The 17,774-nt window shown below is 71.1% G+C and carries 12 protein-coding genes; 10 read left to right on the top strand and 2 right to left on the bottom strand.

Annotation, left to right across the window (positions count from 1 at the left end):
- Window positions 1-33: 33 nt before the first annotated feature.
- Window positions 34-1,731 (bottom strand): PucR family transcriptional regulator, encoded by a 1,698-nt coding sequence (locus ACE1OC_RS14855; protein ID WP_407837419.1) that lies wholly within the window; start codon window positions 1,729-1,731, stop codon window positions 34-36.
- A gap of 216 nt (window positions 1,732-1,947) precedes the next feature.
- On the opposite strand from ACE1OC_RS14855, the gene ACE1OC_RS14850 reads away from it, so the two are divergent.
- From ACE1OC_RS14850 to ACE1OC_RS14810, 9 genes are all read left to right on the top strand, one after another.
- On the top strand, window positions 1,948-2,070 hold the full coding sequence (locus tag ACE1OC_RS14850; protein ID WP_407837418.1) for a hypothetical protein: 123 nt from the start codon (window positions 1,948-1,950) through the stop codon (window positions 2,068-2,070).
- A gap of 1 nt (window position 2,071) precedes the next feature.
- Window positions 2,072-2,656: a (2Fe-2S)-binding protein gene (locus tag ACE1OC_RS14845; RefSeq protein WP_407837417.1), complete on the top strand. Its 585-nt coding sequence runs from the start codon at window positions 2,072-2,074 to the stop codon at window positions 2,654-2,656.
- A gap of 2 nt (window positions 2,657-2,658) precedes the next feature.
- Window positions 2,659-5,058, top strand: a complete 2,400-nt coding sequence (locus ACE1OC_RS14840) for a xanthine dehydrogenase family protein molybdopterin-binding subunit (protein WP_407837416.1) — start codon at window positions 2,659-2,661, stop codon at window positions 5,056-5,058.
- 204 nt (window positions 5,059-5,262) lie between these two features.
- Window positions 5,263-6,831: a class I adenylate-forming enzyme family protein gene (locus ACE1OC_RS14835; protein ID WP_407837415.1), complete on the top strand. Its 1,569-nt coding sequence runs from the start codon at window positions 5,263-5,265 to the stop codon at window positions 6,829-6,831.
- A gap of 195 nt (window positions 6,832-7,026) precedes the next feature.
- Entirely contained in the window at window positions 7,027-7,959 is a 933-nt protein-coding gene (locus tag ACE1OC_RS14830; protein WP_407837414.1) for an aromatic prenyltransferase, read from the top strand.
- Between the two features lie 65 nt (window positions 7,960-8,024).
- A complete protein-coding gene (locus tag ACE1OC_RS14825) occupies window positions 8,025-9,791 on the top strand; it encodes an FAD-dependent monooxygenase (protein ID WP_407837413.1) in 1,767 nt (588 codons plus the stop codon).
- A 121-nt stretch (window positions 9,792-9,912) separates the two neighbouring features.
- Window positions 9,913-11,457, top strand: a complete 1,545-nt coding sequence (locus tag ACE1OC_RS14820; RefSeq protein WP_407837412.1) for an FAD-binding oxidoreductase — start codon at window positions 9,913-9,915, stop codon at window positions 11,455-11,457.
- A gap of 34 nt (window positions 11,458-11,491) precedes the next feature.
- The gene (locus tag ACE1OC_RS14815) at window positions 11,492-13,129 is read left to right on the top strand and encodes a prenyltransferase/squalene oxidase repeat-containing protein (protein ID WP_407837411.1); all 1,638 of its coding nucleotides are present in this window, start codon (window positions 11,492-11,494) and stop codon (window positions 13,127-13,129) included.
- A 203-nt stretch (window positions 13,130-13,332) separates the two neighbouring features.
- Complete coding sequence (locus ACE1OC_RS14810) at window positions 13,333-15,444, top strand: MMPL family transporter (protein WP_407837410.1); 2,112 nt, start codon at window positions 13,333-13,335, stop codon at window positions 15,442-15,444.
- Between the two features lie 71 nt (window positions 15,445-15,515).
- Here the strand turns inward: ACE1OC_RS14810 and ACE1OC_RS14805 are convergent, their stop codons facing one another.
- Complete coding sequence (locus ACE1OC_RS14805; protein WP_407837409.1) at window positions 15,516-16,628, bottom strand: polyprenyl synthetase family protein; 1,113 nt, start codon at window positions 16,626-16,628, stop codon at window positions 15,516-15,518.
- Between the two features lie 579 nt (window positions 16,629-17,207).
- Here ACE1OC_RS14805 and ACE1OC_RS14800 point away from each other — a divergent pair.
- Window positions 17,208-17,765, top strand: coding sequence for a cupin domain-containing protein (locus ACE1OC_RS14800; protein ID WP_407837408.1), 558 nt, complete (start codon window positions 17,208-17,210; stop codon window positions 17,763-17,765).
- Window positions 17,766-17,774: the final 9 nt, after the last annotated feature.

Raw genomic sequence — 17,774 nt, 5'->3', positions numbered from 1 at the left:
CCTAGCGACTGCGGCCGCCCGGAGGGGGGCCGGTCAGCCGGATTTCAGGGCCGCCAGGAAGTCCAGTCGGGTTTCCAGGCGGGACAGGTCGCGGTGCGTGAGCTGTTCGATGCGGGCGATCCGCTGACGCAGCGAGTTCACGTGGAGGTGGAGGCGGGCCGCGCAGGCGGTCCAGGAGGCGTCGCAGTCGAGGAAGGCCTCCAGGGTGGCCAGGAGCTCGGTCCGGTGGCGGGCGTCGTGATCGCGCAGGGGGCCCAGGAGGCGGGCGGCGAAGGCCCGGCGGGCTTCGGCCGGGATGAGGGGGAGCAGGGTCAGGATGTGCGAGGTGAGGTCCTCCGGGCCGCGGACGGTCACCTGCTCGGGGGCGGCGTGGGCGATCCGCAGGGCGTTGCGGGCCTGCTCCAGTGACCGGCGGGCGTTGCCCGGCTCGGCCACCGGGGAGCTGACGCCGATGGAGACGCCGTCCCCCGGGCCGAGCCAGCGGGCGAGCGCCGCGGAGAGCCTGCGCTGGAGCGCGGCGTGGTCGAGGGCCGGGTCGGGACGGGTGTCCGAGGGCTCGGGGACCAGGACGAGGAGTACGGCCCGGTCGCCGTCGACGGTGGCGGCGATGTCCTCCGAGGAGACCGGCACCGGGCCGTCCTCCTGGACCAGGGCCTCCTCCAGGAGGACGCGCAGGGCCGCGGCGGGGACGGGGCCGGCTCCGCGCCGCTCGCCCGAGGCGACCACGAACTGGCAGCGCGGCCAGTGGCCGACCCCGCTGACCACGGCCTGCGCGGTGCTGCGCAGGCGGATGGGGATCTCCTCGGCCGGGACGCTGCTGTCGTGCAGCAGGGCGAGGGACCGGTCGGCCAGGTCGTTGCGGGCCGTCTTGGACTGCTCGTGGGCGGCGCGGGCGTCGGCGACCAGTTCGGCGGTGCGGTCGAGGAGTTCCCGGTCGGGAGCGGGCCAGAGCGAGCTGTCGGACTCCATGACGAGCAGCCAGTCGCCCAGTTCGGCGGCGTCGGGAGCGGGTCCCGGCCCCGGCCCCGGTCCCGGCACCGGTACGAGGGAGTAGAGGCGGGCGCCGACCGTGACGGTGTGCGGGGCCGTCTCGCCCGCGCGGCGGGCTGCGAGGTGGCGGGCGGCCAGTGCCGCCGCGGTCTTGGCGCGCAGCGGCGGCCGGGCTCCGGCGATCTGGCGTCCGGTCGCGGACAGGACGCGCACGTCGAGGCCGAGGGTGTGCCGCAGCAGCTCCAGTACGGAGTCCGGCGCGGCCCGGTCGGCGAGGAGCCGGCGGTGGCGTTCGACCAGGGCGGCCAGGGAGGCCGTGGAGGCCGGGCTGCCGGGGTCCCGCCGGTGCAGCCGGCGCAGGACGTGCTCGGTGACCGCGGCGAACGAGGTCTCCGGCCGTACGGCGATCAGTGGGAGCCCGTGGCGCCGGCAGGCCCGCACGAGGTCGTGCGGGACGAGTCCGTGCTCGACCTCGCCGGCCGCGAGGGCCGTGACGCCCGCCCGGCGCAGGACGCGTACGAACGACTCGGCGTCCCCGTCCGCGCGCCACCAGGCGAGCCCCGTCAGGACGAGCTCGCCGCCGGTGAGGAAGCGGCCGGGGTCGGCCAGGTCGTTGGTCGCGACGGCGGAAATGGCTCGGTCGAGCAGGCCGTCGGCCGGGGAGTCGGTCTCGTCGGTGGCATGGCCGACGAGCAGGAGCAGTCCGAGCTCGGTGTCGTCCAGGAGTTCACGCAGCCGCATGATCGCTACTTTCGCACGGCGCGGGGTGTGCGGGGGGCAGATCGTCGCAGGCCACAGACATGTGGCCGTACGAAAGCATGCTCGTCCACAGCCGTCGGCGAAGCCGGTTCTGAGCGATCGGTGACTGCCTCGCTCCGTGGGGACCGCGGTCTACTTCTGCGCATGCGGCCGACGACGACTTCTGGCCACATGCGCATGAATTGAGGAGAGCCGCTCATGGAATTTCTTCGCCCCGCCGACTGGGGGGAGGCGCTCGCCGCGAAGGCCCGGCGCGCGCTCGGCTGGACCTGGGAGTCGTACCGCCGCGGAACGAGCCTCGGCGCGGAAGGAGTTGCGTGACATGCGCGTGAACCTCACGGTCAACGGCCGTCCGAGAGAGGCGGATGACGTCTGGGAGGGGGAGTCCCTCCTCTACCTGCTGCGCGAGCGGCTGGGTCTGCCCGGCTCCAAGAACGCCTGCGAGCAGGGGGAATGCGGTTCCTGCACCGTCCGTCTCGACGGCGTGCCGGTCTGTTCCTGTCTGGTCGCGGCCGGTCAGGCGGAGGGCAGGGACGTGGTGACGGTCGAGGGACTGGCCGCCTACGCCGGGCAGCGTGTCGCGCACGGGGGTCGCGACACGAGCACGGTCGTGGGCGAGAGCGAGAGCGGCGCCGTTGACACCGCAGCCGCCGAAGGTGGCGAACTCTCCACCGTCCAGCAGGCGTTCATCGACTGCGGCGCCGTCCAGTGCGGGTTCTGCACCCCCGGTCTGCTGGTCGCCGCCGACGAGCTCCTGGAGCGGGTCGGCGAGCCGTCCGACGCGGACATCCGCGAGGCCCTGTCCGGCAACCTCTGCCGCTGCACGGGCTACGAGAAGATCCTGGACGCGGTGCGCCTGGCCGCTGCCCGCCGGGAACACGAAGGACTCCAGGAAGAGACGGTCTGATCATGGCTGGCACCACCACCGGCATTCCCACCGAGGTCACCCAGGGCACCCAGGGCGCCCGCACCAAGGGCGGCATAGGCGAGTCGACGCTGCGCCCGGACGGCACCCTGAAGGTGACCGGCGAGTTCGCGTACTCCTCGGACATGTGGCACGAGGAGATGCTGTGGGGCCAGACGCTCCGCAGCACCGTGGCGCACGCCGAGATCCTGTCCATCGACGTCTCCGAGGCCCTGACCGTGCCCGGCGTCCACGCGGTCATGACCTACGAGGACCTGCCGACCCCGGTCAAGTACTACGGGATGGAGTTCCAGGACGCTCCGGTCCTGGCGCACGGCAAGGTCCGCCACCACGGCGAACCGGTCGCCCTGGTGGCGGCGGACCACCCGGAGACGGCCCGCCGCGCCGCCGCCAAGATCAAGATCGAGTACCGGGAACTGCCCCTCGTCACCGACGCGGCCTCCGCCCTGGCACCCGACGCCGTACTCGTCCACGAGAACCGCGAGGACCACCACGCCGGTCACGTCCCGCACCCGAACATCGTGCACCGCCAGCCCATCCTCCGCGGAGACGCGGCGGCGGCCCGGGAGCGTGCCGACGTCATCGTCACCGGCGAGTACACCTTCGGCATGCAGGACCAGGCCTTCCTCGGCCCCGAGTCCGGCCTCGCGGTGCCCTGCGAGGACGGGGGAGTCGACCTGTACGTGGCCACCCAGTGGCTGCACTCGGACCTCAAGCAGATCGCCCCGGTCCTCGGCCTGCCCGAGGAGAAGGTCCGCATGACGATGGCCGGCGTCGGCGGCGCCTTCGGCGGCCGCGAGGACATCTCGATGCAGATCCTCGCCAGCGTCCTCGCGCTGCGCACGGGCAAGCCGGTGAAGATGGTCTACAACCGCTTCGAGTCCTTCTTCGGCCACGTGCACCGCCACCCGGCGAAGCTGTACTACGAGCACGGCGCCACCCGGGACGGCAAGCTCACGCACATGAAGTGCAAGATCGTGCTCGACGGCGGGGCCTACGCCTCGTCCACGGCCTCGGTCGTCGGCAACGCGGCCTCCCTCTCGGTCGGCCCGTACGTCATCGACGACGTGGACATCGAAGCGGTCGGCCTCTACACGAACAACCCGCCGTGCGGTGCGATGCGCGGTTTCGGCGCCGTCCAGGCCTGCTTCGCGTACGAGGCCCAGATGGACAAGCTCGCGGCGAAGCTCGGCATGGACCCGGTGGAGTTCCGCCGGCTCAACGCCATGGAGCAGGGCACGATCATGCCCACCGGCCAGGTCGTGGAAGGCGCGGCCCCGGTCGCCGAGCTGCTGCGCCGGGTCAAGGCCCGCCCGCTGCCCCCCGAGCGCCAGTGGGAGAGCGCCGACGGCGCGGCCGACGTGCGCGCGCTGCCGGGCGGCCTGTCGAACACCACGCACGGCGAGGGAGTCGTCCGCGGCGTCGGCTACGCCGTCGGCATCAAGAACGTCGGCTTCTCCGAGGGCTTCGACGACTACTCCACGGCCAAGGTGCGCCTGGAGGTCGTCAACGGCGAAGCCGTCGCGCTGGTCCACACGGCCATGGCGGAGGTCGGCCAGGGCGGCATCACCATCCACGCGCAGATCGCCCGTACCGAGCTCGGTGTCCAGCAGGTCACCATCCACCCGGCCGACACCCAGGTGGGCTCGGCCGGTTCGACCTCGGCGGGCCGCCAGACGTACATGACCGGCGGATCCATCAAGAACTCCTGCGGGCTCGTCCGCGAGAAGGTCCTGGAGATCGGCCGGCGCAAGTTCGGCGACCGGCACGCGGCGTGGGCCGACGCCGAACTCCTCCTGGAGGACGGGAAGGTGGTCACCGACGGGGGAGAGGTCCTCGTCGCCCTCGTGGACGTCCTGGAGGACGAGGTCGTGGAGATCGAGGCGGAGTGGCGCCACCGCCCCACCGAAGCCTTCGACCTGCGGACCGGCCAGGGCAACGGCCACGTCCAGTACTCCTTCGCCGCGCACCGCGCGGTCGTGGAGGTGGACACCGAGCTCGGCCTCGTCAAGGTCGTGGAGCTCGCCACCGCCCAGGACGTGGGCAAGGCGCTCAACCCGCTGTCCGTGGTCGGCCAGATCCAGGGCGGCACCGTCCAGGGCCTGGGCGTCGCGATCATGGAGGAGATCATCGTGGACCCGAAGACCGCGAAGGTGAAGAACCCCTCCTTCACGGACTACCTGCTCCCGACCATCCTCGACACGCCGACGCTCCCGGTCGACTACCTCGAAATGGGCGACCCGCACTCCCCGTACGGGGTCCGGGGCATCGGCGAGGCCCCGACCCTGTCGTCCACCCCGGCCGTCCTCGCGGCGATCCGCGCCGCGACCGGGCTGGAGCTGAACAAGACCCCGGTCCGGCCGGAGCACCTCACCGGATCCTGACGCAGGTCACCAAGGGCCGGCTCCACCAGGGGCCGGCCCTTCGGCACGACCGCCCCGCGGAGCGCCGCCGCGCCAAGTGGCGGCCAACTCGCGGGTCAGTTCCGCCCAAGTCCTTCGGCGGATGCTGGGACTCCGAAGTGTCGTTATACAGACCGCCGTTGTCCAGCGAACACCGGGAGCGACGCGGGTCTGGACGGAGGTCTCATGAGGCGGAATTCGATACACAAGCAGGGTCTCTATCTCGGGTCCGTGCCGGAACGGGCCGCGGTGGCCAACGGGTCGACGCCGCTGACCCTCGATCACGACCTCGACGTCCTGCCCGGGGCGGGCCGGCACCTGACGGTGGCCGAACTCGCCGGGCACGTGGAGGACCTCGCGGGCCGGATCTCGGCCGCCGGGGTGAAGGCCGGCGAGCACGTGGTGGTCCACAAGGCGGCCAACTTCGACGTCTGGCTGCTGGCCACCGCGGTGGCGCGCACGGGCGCGGTCCCGGTCATGCTGTCGCACACGCTGGACGGCCCGACCCTCGCCGCCCTCATGGAGCGGCTCGACAAGCCGCACCTGCTCACGGACGGCCCCAAGCTGGAGGCGCTGGCCGAGCTGCCGCTCGCCGAGCTCACCCGGAGCGTGATCAGCGTGGGCGAGTCCGCCCCCGGAGCGATCTCGCTCGCCGAGCTCGCGGGCTCTCCGGGCGTACGTCCCAGCCTCCAGGGACTGGACGAGCCGGCGGTGATCACGCACACGTCCGGCACCACCGGGATACCCAAACTCGTGGTGCACACCCCGCGGACGATGCGAGCCCGGCTGCGACCGCAGCTGGTCCTGCTCGCGCTGATGCGCAAGCGGGAGACGGTCGCGATCCACATCGCCTTCGGCCACTCCCGGATGTTCGCGGCGATGGCCCTGTGCCTCACCAAGGGCATGCCGGTGCTGCTGGTCAACCGCGGCGCCCCCGAGGACGTCGCCGAGTTCTTCCTGAAGCACCGGCCCGGCCTGATCGAGGCGCTCCCCAACTCCTTCCTGGCGTGGGAGAACCTGGCCGACGATCCCCGCAAGCCCTTCGCCTCGGTGAAGTACTTCAGCAGCACCTTCGACGCGATCCACCCGAGGACGGTCCGCCGGCTCCTCGGGGCCTCCGCGCGCAGGGCGCAGTTCTTCCAGATCTACGGGCAGAGCGAGGTCGGCCCGGCCGTCGGCCGCCCGTACTACCGCTGGTCCGCGCACCGGATGGACGGACGCTGCGTGGGTTACCCGCTGCCGGGCAGCGCGCGGGTGCGGCTGGTGAGCCAGAACGGCAAGCGGCCCTCCGCACAGAACCCCGGTCTCATCGACGCCCGTTGGGACGGCATCGCCAAGACGTACCACGGTGAGCAGGAGCGCTACGACGCCAACGTGCACGACGGCTGGTGGCGGACCGGGGACGTCGGCTACCGCAGCAAGTTCGGCTGCCTGCACATGCTCGACCGGGAGATCGACATGATCCCCGGGGTGGGCAGCAGCCTGGAGATCGAGGACCTCGTGCTGGACAAGCTGGAGGAACTGGTCGAGCTCGTCGTCGTACTGGGCCCCGATTCCCGGGGCGTCCCGATCGTCTGCACCCACGGCGACGAGCCGCTCGACCGGGATCGCTGGCGCACGGCCGTCGCCGCCTATCCCCAGCTGGCCGATCCGATCCAGATCCCGCTGGCCGAACTGCCCCGTACGGCCACGATGAAGACGCGCCGGGTGGAACTGTCCCGCCGGCTGGAGGAGAAGCCCCTGCGGCAGGGCTGACCCGGCAGCACACCACGCTCCCGGCGGACGGGGCTCGAACGAGAGCCCCCGGTCCGCCGGGAGCTAGGCATGCCCGCGGGCGGGCCCGCCCCGGCCTGCGGGATCACCGCCAAGTCGGCGTCAAGTCGCGGAACAGTGGACGGCAAGATCGGTGTCCGAGTCTTGCCCACATGAAGCGCCAAGATGATGACAGCCATGAGTGAGGCGGCCGGGAGCACCGAAGAAAGCCCGGTGCACGTTCTCTACGCGGCCATCGAGGAAGCGGCCGGCCTGCTGGACGTGGAGTGCGCGCGGGACAAGGTCCTGCCCATCCTGGACATGTACGGCGACGCCCTCGCGCAGGCCGTGGTCGCGTTCCGGCTCGGGACCGGCCGGAAGCACGAGGGCGAGCTCGACTGCCGGTTCACGACCCCGCTGGACGTGGACCCGTACGCGCTCGCCGTGGAACACGGCCTGACCCCGCGGACGGACCACCCCGTCGGCGCCCTGCTCTCGGACATCCGGGACGCCTGCCCGATCGACAGCTACGGAATCGACTTCGGGGTCGTCCGCGGTTTCAAGAAGATCTGGCTGGTCTTTCCCCGGAACGACCTGCAGGCGATTTCCAAGCTCGCCGCAATTCCGTCGATGCCGCCCAGCCTCGGAAAGAGCATCGAGTTCTTCGACCGGTACGGCATGGGCGAAACGGTCGGCCTGCTCGGGATCGACTACAAGCACAAGACCGTCAACGTGTACTTCGGCGAGCCCCCCACGGGCGGCTTCGCACCGGATGCCGTGCGGTCGATGCTCCGCGAGGTCGACCAGGCGGAGCCGAGCGACCAGATGCTCGAACTCGGCCGGCAGGCCTTCGGCATCTACGTGACCCTGAACTGGGACTCCCCGAAGGTCGAGCGGATCTGCTTTGCCGTGGCCACCGAGGACCCGACCTCGCTCTCCGTCCAACTGGACCCGAAGGTCGAGCGGTTCGTGAAGCACGTGCTCGCGGCGGATCCCACCACGAAGTTCGTGTACGCCGTCGCCTCCCAGCCCGACGGCGAGTACTACAAGCTCCAGTCCTATTACCGGTGGCAGTCCGGCGTGCTCGACATCATGCAATTGGAAGACGGGGCGCTGGACAACCCCGTTTAACGACCCTCTCCCACCTGCGCATTGCTCATTTCGGGCTGTCATTTTCTGGAAGGACGAAGACGAACATGGGAACCATCGAAGTTCCGGTCCTGATCGTGGGCGGGGGCGGGACCGGCCTGTCGGCCTCCGCCTTCCTGTCCGACCACGGGGTCGGCCACGTGCTGGTGGAGCGCCGCGCGGACACCTCGCGGCTGCCGAAGGCGCACTACATCAACCAGCGCACGATGGAGGTCTTCCGCCAGCACGGCCTGGACGCGGAGGTGCTCGAACAGGGCGCGCCCCTCGAGAAGTTCGGCAAGGTCCGCTACCAGACCACGCTGACCGGCGCGGGTCCGCTGGACGCGCGGCTGATCCACGAGATGGACGGCTTCGGCGGCGGCGAGCTCAGCGAGACGTACGCGGCGGCCGGGCCCGCCCTGTCGGCGAAGCTGCCCCAGGTCCGGCTGGAGCCGATCCTGCGCGAGCACGCCGAGCGCCGCAATCCCGGACGCGTCCTGTTCGGCCACGAGCTCACCTCGATCTCCGAGGAGGGCGACCACGTCACCGCCGAGATCCGCGACGTGGAGACCGGCGAGACCACCACGATCGTGGCCCGGTACGCCATCGCGGCCGACGGCGGCCGCACGGTCGGCGCGGCCCTCGGCGTGAACATGCAGGGCCTGCCCTCCCTGTTCGACGCCACGACGGTCTACTTCTCCGCGGACCTGTCGGAGGTGTGGAACGAGGGCTCGCTCATCACCTGGTTCCTCAACCCCTACCGCCAGGACCTCTCCAGCGCCCTCATCGAGATGGGCCCGACCTGGGGGAAGAACTGCGAGGAGTGGGGCATGCACCTCCACCTCGTCGGAGTGGACCGCACCGACCCGCAGGCGGTGACCGCCCGGATCCGCGAGGTCCTCGGTCTGCCCGAGCTGGACGTGACCCTGCACGACGTGACGAGCTGGACCGTGGAGGCGGTGCTCGCCGAGCACTACCGCTACGGACGGGTCTTCCTCGCCGGTGACGCCGCGCACCGCCAGCCGCCCGCCGTCGGACTCGGCCTGAACACCGGCATCCAGGACGCGCACAACCTCGCCTGGAAGCTGGCGGCGGTCGTCGCCGGCAACGCTCCCGACAGCCTGCTCGACACCTACGAGGCGGAGCGCAAGCCGGTCGGCCAGTTCAACCTGGGCTGGGCCATGTCCGCGGCCTCCCACCACCAGGTCGTCATCGACGGGGCCATCGGCCTCGGCCAGCACATCCCGCCGGAGCGCCGTACGCCGGTGTTCTTCGGCTACTTCGCCCCGACCCCGGTCGGCGCCGCCCAGCGTCAGCGGGCCGCGGAGATCTTCGCGACCCACCGCGGCGAGTGCCGGGCCCACGACGTGGAGATCGGCTTCGCCTACGAGGCGGGCGCCGTCGTCCCCGACGGCAGCCGGCCGCCGGCCCGCGCGGCTCTGGGCGACGTGTACGAGCCCACCACCCGCCCGGGACACCGACTGCCCCACGCGTGGATCGAGCAGGACGGCCGTCGCCTGTCCACGCACGACCTGACCGGTGCCCGCACCGGCTTCGTCCTGATCACCGGCCCCGAGGGGACGGCCTGGTCCGAGGCGGCCGCCCGGGCGTCGGAGACGTTCTCGGTCCCGGTCGTCGTGGCGGCCATCGGTGAAGGCGCGGAGTACGCCGACGTCGACGGTGCGTGGGAGGCGGTCCGCCAGACGGCCGCCGACGGCGCCGTGCTGGTCCGGCCCGACAACCACGTCGCCTGGCGCAGCGCGGGCGGCGAGGAGAACCCGGCCGAGGCCCTGGCCGCCGCGCTCGCGCAAGTCCTGGAGCAGAAGGCCCCGTAAGCGCAGAGCCCCGTAAGAGCAGAGCCCGCATCAGGGAGGGCGCGGTCAGCGCCCTCCCGAGTGCCCCGGCACTCACCCATCCGGCACGCAAGAACTCCTGGTAGAAGAGGCAGTGCAGCACATGATCGATCGCAGAAAGTTCCTTGTCGGCGCCGGCGGAGCCGCCCTCGCCGCGACCGGCGCGTCCGCCGTCTTCCCCGCTTCCGCCTCCGCGTCCGTGGGCGCCCGGACCCGGTCCGGGATCCGGTGGGGCCGGCTGGACGAGCGGCTCAGCGGACACCTGGTCCTGCCGTCCGACGCGGACTACCAGCGCGCCAAGCAGCTCTACCAGGTCCAGTTCGACGCCGCCAACCCCCGCGCGGTCGCCTACTGCAAGACCCCCTCCGACGTGGCGAAGTGTCTGACCTTCGCCCAGCACCACGACATCGAGGTCGCGGCGCGCAGCGGTGGCCACAGCGCCGCCGGCTACTCCACGACCCAGGGCCTCGTCATCGACGTGTCCGGGCTCAACGAGGTCACCCTCGGCGCGGGCAACGGCACCGCGCGGATCGGCACCGGCGCGCAGCTGGTCGACATCGCGAACACCCTCGCGCCGGCCGGGCTGGGCATTTCCGGCGGCTACTGCCCGACCGTCGCGGCGGGCGGGTTCTTCCAGGGTGGCGGCATGGGCCTGTTCACCCGGCACATCGGCATGGCCTCGGACAAGGTGACCGCGGCGAAGGTGGTCCTCGCCGACGGCCGCATCGTGACCGCCTCGGCCGAGCAGCACCGGGACCTCTTCTGGGCCCTGCGCGGCGGCGGCGGCGGCAACTTCGGCATCGTGACCCACTACGACGTCACCCCCTCGCCCCTCACCAACGTGGCGGCCATCAATATCGTCTGGCCCTACGCGCAGGCGCTGGAGATGCTCGACGGCTGGGCGAAGTGGCTGGTCGACGCGCCGCACTCGATCGGCAGCGGCATGAACGTCACGCTCACGGACGCCGCCCCCGGCACCGTCCCGACCGCGTCGATCTTCCTCGGCTCCGTGGACACCGGTCCCGCCTTCGACGAGGAGATCGCCCGCCTCCTCTCGATCGTCGGCGTGCCCCCGGTGTTCAAGCAGAAGTTCACCGCCCCGTACAAGAACGTGATGATGCAGCTCTACCGCTGCGCCGAGCTCACCGTCGACGAGTGCCACCGCGACGACACCAGCCCGGGCGGCAAGGTCCCGCGCGCCGCGTTCGGCGCCTGGCGCAGCCGTCTGTTCAAGCAGACGATGCCGCGCGAGGGCTGGGCGAAGGCCCTGGAGGTCTTCGAGAGCGACCGGATGCCCGGCCAGATGCGCCAGCTGCAGATCTCCGCCCTGGGCGGCGAGGCCAACAAGGTGGCGCGCACCGCCACCGCGTACGTGCACCGCGACACGCTCTTCTCGGTCAGCTTCCTCACCGCGAACGCCGTCGCGCCCGTCGCCGACGAGGCCAAGGCCTCGGCGAACCGCTGGGTCGACGCGGGCTTCGCCGCCATCGACCCCTACTCGAACGGCGAGACCTACCAGAACTTCATCGACGCGCGGCTGCCCGACTGGGAGCGCTCGTACTACGCGGAGAACTACCAGCGGCTGCGCACGGTCAAGGCCAAGTACGACCCGTACAAGTTCTTCCAGTTCGCCCAGAGCGTCCGCTGATCCCGCTCCCCGGCCGTTCAGAAAGGAGCATTCCGTGTACATAGCGGATCTGGAGTACGCGGCCCCGATGCCGTGGCCCGCCGAAGTCGACCCCGATCACGTGCGTGAGGCCACGGACCGGCTGATCGCCCACGTCGCCGGCAGGGTCGATGCCGACGGCGCACTGCGCGAGGAGTGCCAGAGCAGGGTGCTGGAATCGGCGCTCGCCCTGTCGCTGATGACGCGCACCGGTACGGACTCGCCCGCCCGGGACCGCCTGCTCGACTTCCTCCGGGCGAACCAGGACACCCCCGACAAGCTCGAGCGCGTCCTCGCCGCCCTCGCCGTCGCACGGGCCACCGGCCGGGAGTCCGCCGGCGGCACCGAGCTGGTCGCCAAGCTGACCGAGGGCGTGCTCGGCGACGCCCCGGGGTTCATCTCCGCCCGCCGCCGCATGATGGTGTGCGCGGTGCTGTCCGTGCTCGGCTGCCCGCTGCCGCCCGAGGTCCTGGACGCGGTCGCCGACGAGGTCCCCTCCGACCCCCTGCACTCCTGGGCCGCCGTGCAGCAGGCCTCGGTGACCCTGATCCTCGCCGCCGCCGCGGGGGTGGACAACAAGGTCACCGCCGCCGCGCTGGAGACCCTGGCCGCCACGGACCCCGCGACGACGGTGTGGGAGGGCTACGCCCTGATGCACCTGCTGGTGCTGCACGGGCTCGCCGGCTTCCCGGGGAACGAGGAGACCGTGCGCAGCGGCCTGGAGACGCTGCTGCGCCACCAGCGCGCCGACGGCGGCTTCCCGTTCGTCCTGGAGATGCACAACTGGTGCACCTCGACCGCCGGCACGGCCCTGGTCGCGGCGGGCGCCCCGACGGAGCTGCTGCGCCGGATGGCGGGGATGCTCGTCGAGCACCAGGGCGGCGCCGCGCCCGCCTCGCTCTCCCGCGGTGCGACGCTCACCGACGGCTGGTCGATGTCGGAGATCGTGGCGCAGAACGACGTGGACGACACCTCGTGCGCCCTGGAGTTCCTCCAGGCCATCGACCCGATCGCCTACGGGGACTCCGTGCGGCGCGGGGTGGAAGGGCTGCTGGCGGTCCAGGGCGCCGACGGCGGGTTCCCCACGTACGTCGCCGGTGCCTCCTCCGAACCGTGCATGACGGCCGCGGCCATCTGCGGGCTCGCCCCGCACCCGGACACGCTGGCCGCCCGGCAGCGCGCCCTGACCTTCCTCACCGAGAGCCAGCTCGACGACGGCGGTTTCGAGCCGGGCTGGAGCCGCAGCCGGCTGCACACGATCTTCCGTGCGCGCCTCGCCGCGTGCACCGCGGGCCCGCAGGACCATCACGTGGCCCGGATGGCCGAGCGGATCGAGCGCACGGTCCTCGAGACGCAGAACGAGGACGGCGGCTGGGGGATGCAGCCGGGCGACCCCAGCGACGACATCAGCACCGCCTACGGGTTGATCACCCTGTGCTACGGGACCGACCACCGGCCCATCGGGCGCGCGCTGTCCTGGCTGCTCGCGCACCAGAACGCGGACGGCGGCTACAGCGGCCCGCCCGACATGGTCGGCCCGCGCCCGTTCCCGTACAGCTTCCCCATCCTGACCGACGCTCCCGTGCTGCTCGCCTTCGGTCACGTCCGCTCCCGGATCTGGGACACGGCGGCCGTGCTCCAGGGAGCCAACTGAGGCTCAGGGCTTGACCGTTCACGCCGTATTTGAGGAATCGCCCACTCAATGTCACCACGGCCGCTGAAAGCACCCGGGGAGGAGGAGGTCTTGGACCTCCTCCTCCCTTCGTGCGGGGTCAACGTGCCCTAGCCTCTTGACCGTTAACGACTCAGAAGCACCTTCGCGCTCTTTACCCTTCGACGGAAGACCGAGGAATTGACATGATGCGCAAGATAGCGGCCCTGCCCAGTGGAAGGCTGGGTAAATGGGTCGTCATCGCACTCTGGGCGGCCCTGCTCGTTCCGGCCCTCATGCTGGCCGGAAAGCTCGGCGACGTCGAAGAGAACGACAATTCGGCCTGGCTGCCCGGCAACGCGGAATCGACCGCGGTCGTGGAGCGGGCCGAGAAGTTCATGTCCGCCGACACCATCCCCGCGGTCGTGATCTACGACCGGTCCGCGGGAGTCACCGAGGCCGACCTGGCCAAGGCGAAGGCCGACGTCGAGGCCTTCAAGGGCATCGAGAACATCGTCGGGCCGGCCCAGGGCCCGGTGAAGTCCGATGACGGCAAGGCCATCCAGACGGTGGTCCAGGTCAAGAAGGACAAGTCGGGCTGGGAGGGCATCGGCACGGTCGTCGACGCGATGACCGAGGTCGGCAAGAAGAACGCCGACGGGCTCGGCTTCCACGTCGCCGGCCCGAGCGGCTACGCGGCCGACTCCATCAAGGCGTTCAGCGGGGGCGGGGCCCTGACGACGATCACCGCGCTCGTGGTGGTCGCGATCCTGCTGCTGACGTACCGGAGCCCGCTGCTGCCGCTGCTGCCGCTGCTGACCGTGGGCGTCGCCCTGGTCACCTCGGAGGCGGTGATCTACGTACTGGCGAAGAACGCCGGCCTGGTCGTCAACAAGCAGACGAGCTTCATCCTCACCGTCCTGGTCTTCGGCGCCGCCACCGACTACGCGCTCCTGCTCATCTCCCGTTACCGGGAAGAGCTGCTCCGGCACGAGGACCGGCACGATGCGATGGCGGAGGCCCTGTACCGCTCCAGCCCCGCGATCATCGCCAGCGCCGCGACCGTCGCGGTCAGCCTGATGCTGCTGATGCTCGCCACCCTGAACTCCACCCAGGGACTCGGCCCGGCCTGCGCCGTCGGCGTCCTCGTCGGCCTGCTCGCCATGATCACCCTGATGCCGGCCCTGCTCGTGGCCTGCGGCCGCTGGATCTTCTGGCCGGTGAAGCCCACCTACGGAGCGCCCGCCACCGCCGAAAGCGGAATCTGGGCCCGGGTCGGCACCGCCGTCTCCGGCCGGCCGCGGCTCGTGTGGATCGGCACCGCGCTCGCGCTCGCCGTCATGGCGCTGGGCGTGCTCGGCCTCAAGGCCGACGGGCTCGCGAACAAGGATCAGTTCACCAACACCCCGCAGATGGCCGTCGGCGAGAAGATCCGGTCGGAACACTTCCCGGCCGGCTCCGGCGACCCCATCTTCGTCGTGAGCAAGGCCGCCTCGGCGGAGCAGGTGCGGACCGCGCTGCTCGCCGTCCCCGGCATCGCGAGCGTCACGCCCCCGACGGCCAAGGACGGCGAGGCCGTCATGCTCGGGGAGCTCGAGGACGACCCCAGCAGCACGTCGGCGATGGGCACCGTCAAGGACGCCAGGGACGCCGTCCACGCGGTCGAGGGCGCCGACGCCCAGGTCGGCGGCAGCTCGGCGGTCATGCTCGACACGCAGACGGCCGCCGCCCGCGACTCGAAGGTGATCATCCCGATCGTGCTGGTCGTGGTGCTGCTGATCCTCATGCTGCTGCTGCGCTCGGTCGTCGCGCCAGTGCTGCTCATGGGCACGGTGGTGCTGTCCTTCGGCGCTGCCATCGGTGTGAGCAGCCTGGTGTTCAACCACGTCTTCGGCTTCGCGGGTGCGGAAGCCTCCTTCCCGCTGCTGACCTTCGTCTTCCTGGTCGCGCTGGGCATCGACTACAACATCTTCCTGGTCACCCGGGTGCGCGAAGTGTCGGTGGAGCAGGGCACCCGGCGCGGTGCGCTGCTGGGCCTGTCCACCACCGGTGGTGTGATCACCTCGGCGGGTCTGGTGCTGGCCGGCACCTTCGGGGCGATGGCCTCGCTGCCGCTGGTGTTCGCGGCCGAGCTGGGCTTCGCGGTGGCGTTCGGCGTCCTGCTGGACACGATGATCGTCCGCTCGGTGCTGGTCACGGCGCTGACCTTGGACGTGGGCCGCTGGATGTGGTGGCCCAGCAAGCTGTTCCTGCGGGAGGACGACCGCGAGCCCCTGGTGGAGACCCCCGACCTGGAGCCCGCTCTCGGCGGCAAGTGACGACACCGCGGACGCGCGAAGGGCCTCCCGGCACCCGCCGGGAGGCCCTTCGCGGTGGTGAGCCGTTCGGCTCAGCGGTCTCGGTAGGCCACCTGCTCGGCCATCTTGACCAGGCGCTTGTCCCAGTCCTCCGCCAGCGGCGCGTCGTCGAGCGCCGCGCAGGCCGCCCTGACGAGCTGGTCGATCTGCTCCTCCACCTCCTGGCGGACGCCGGAGGCGAGCAACGCGTCGCTCAGCTCGGCCGGGTCCCAGCCGCCGTTCCTGCCGTCCTCCACCAGCCGGGCCACCCGCTCGTCCTTGGTGGCCGCCAGGGCCAGCAGCAGGGTCATCTTGTGCTCCACGAGGTCCAGTCCGGCGGGCTTGCCGGTCGCCACCCCGTCGCCGAAGGCGTCGAGCAGGTCGTCGCGGAGCTGGAAGGCCTCGCCGGCCGCGACCCCGTACTCCTCGAACGGGACCTGGAGTTCGGGCCGCCCGGCGATGGCCGCCCCGAGGGCGAGGGGCCGGTGGATGGTGTAGCGGCCGGACTTGCAGACGGCCACCCAGCGGGACAGCGCCGGGTCGGCCGTCAGCTCGGCGGCGAGGGCGATGTCCAGCTGCTGCCCGATGATCACCTCGGTGACCAGGTCGTTCCAGATCCGCAGGGCCGGGCCGGTCAGCCCGCTGGCGAGCCGGTTGGCGTAGCTGAGCGCCAGGTCCCCGGCGAGGATGCCGATGCCCTCTCCGAACCGGCGGTGCTCGCCGGCCCAGCCGCGCTCCGCGTGGAGGGCGGCGTGCTTGGCGTGCACGGTGGGAGTCCCGCGCCGGGTATCGGAGTTGTCCATGATGTCGTCGTGGATGAGGGCGAACACGTGCAGGAGCTCCAGCGCGGCGGCCGCCGCGACCACCGTCTCCGTGTCCGCTGCGTCCTGCTCGTCCGCCGTACCGCCGGCGGCCAGGTAGCCGCTCACGCAGAAGGCGGGGCGCAGCCGCTTCCCGCCCGCCCTGACGATGTCGGCGACCGCTTCGACCGGTACCGCCACGCGGGCGTCCACGGCCCCCCAGTGCTCGCTCTCGGCCTTCAGGAGGTCGTCGATCGCGACGCCGACCCGGGCCAGCAGCCCGGCACAGGCGTCGCGGTCCACGTCGGCGCTCCCGGTGGGGGCCTGCGGCGCACGCCGGTCTGGTTCCGCGGGAAGTTTCAACAAGACGTTCTCCTTGGCAGTCACTTCGTCGGGCGGCAGCCGTCACCGATCCGGCCACCGGGAACTCGTGAATTCAGGCCGCAGGATTTCTGGCTTTCCGAGCTGCGACGGTCATCTTCGGCCAAATGACTTGCCGGGGACTGAGGGTTGGATTGGTGTTGGCTTGGCGCAAGCCGATTCCAATCCGGGAAACAGTCGCAGCCAAGTCGCCGGTTGCCGGACGCGCGCGCCATCCGCTGTAATGCGTGGTGCGGCCCCGGGCCGGGCCGCCGGCCGTCCGCCGGCCGTCCGGCGGCCCTCCGTGCTCGGTCGCTTCTCGATCACCCGATTCGGCAATCAAGTCGGAGTGGGCCCATTCGGCTTGGGGAATTCTAGGCGAGCGGAAAGGGGTCCTTGACGAATCCCTCCCGGCTCGGTGATTCTCTTGGTGCAACCCATTAATCGGAACTCCGGAGGGTTATTCCTCCTGGATTCACTCGCACCGCACTTCCGTCCGTCCGGCGTGCGGCGCGGCCCTCGCGGGGCCGTCGGGCCGCTCGCTCTTGAGCGGAAATTCGCACAGACTACGAGGAAATCAATCACATGAGCGGGCTTATCGTTCCCCCAGGCCAGGGGCGCAAACTGGTCACGAAGGCGCAGGACGTGACCTTCAAGGTCACCGCGGCGGACGGTTCTTCCATCTCGGTCTTCGAAGTGATCGTGCCGCCGGGCTTCGACGTCGGAGCGCACACGCACACCAAGTCGCAGGAGTTCTTCTACGTCCTGGAAGGGGAGTTGGAACTCCTGGCGTTCGAGCCCGCCGAACGCACGACGGACACATGGCGAAACTGGGAATCGGCCGCCGGGGACAAGGCCGTCCGTGCGACCGCGGGCAGCTGCATGTTCGTCCCCCCGGGCACCCCGCACGCATTCCGCAACGCCTCGGACGAACCGGCGCGCATGCTCTTCCAGAGCTATCCCTCGCCCGATCACGAGCACTATTTCGACGAGATCGTCGAGATCTTCTCCGCCGGCCCCTCGGTGGACGCCGAGGCCGTCCGGCAGATGCGCGAACGCTATGACGTCAACCAGATCACGCCCCTGCGCTTCGAACCGCCCGTCCTTCCGAATCTTCGGTCCGCGACCGACCGTACGGCGTAACGAGAGGTG

Source organism: Streptomyces stoeckheimensis, assembly GCF_045822005.1.
Lineage (GTDB): Bacteria > Actinomycetota > Actinomycetes > Streptomycetales > Streptomycetaceae > Streptomyces > Streptomyces stoeckheimensis.
Note: the sequence above shows the minus strand (reverse complement) of the source record. Positions and strands in the feature narration are given on the sequence as shown.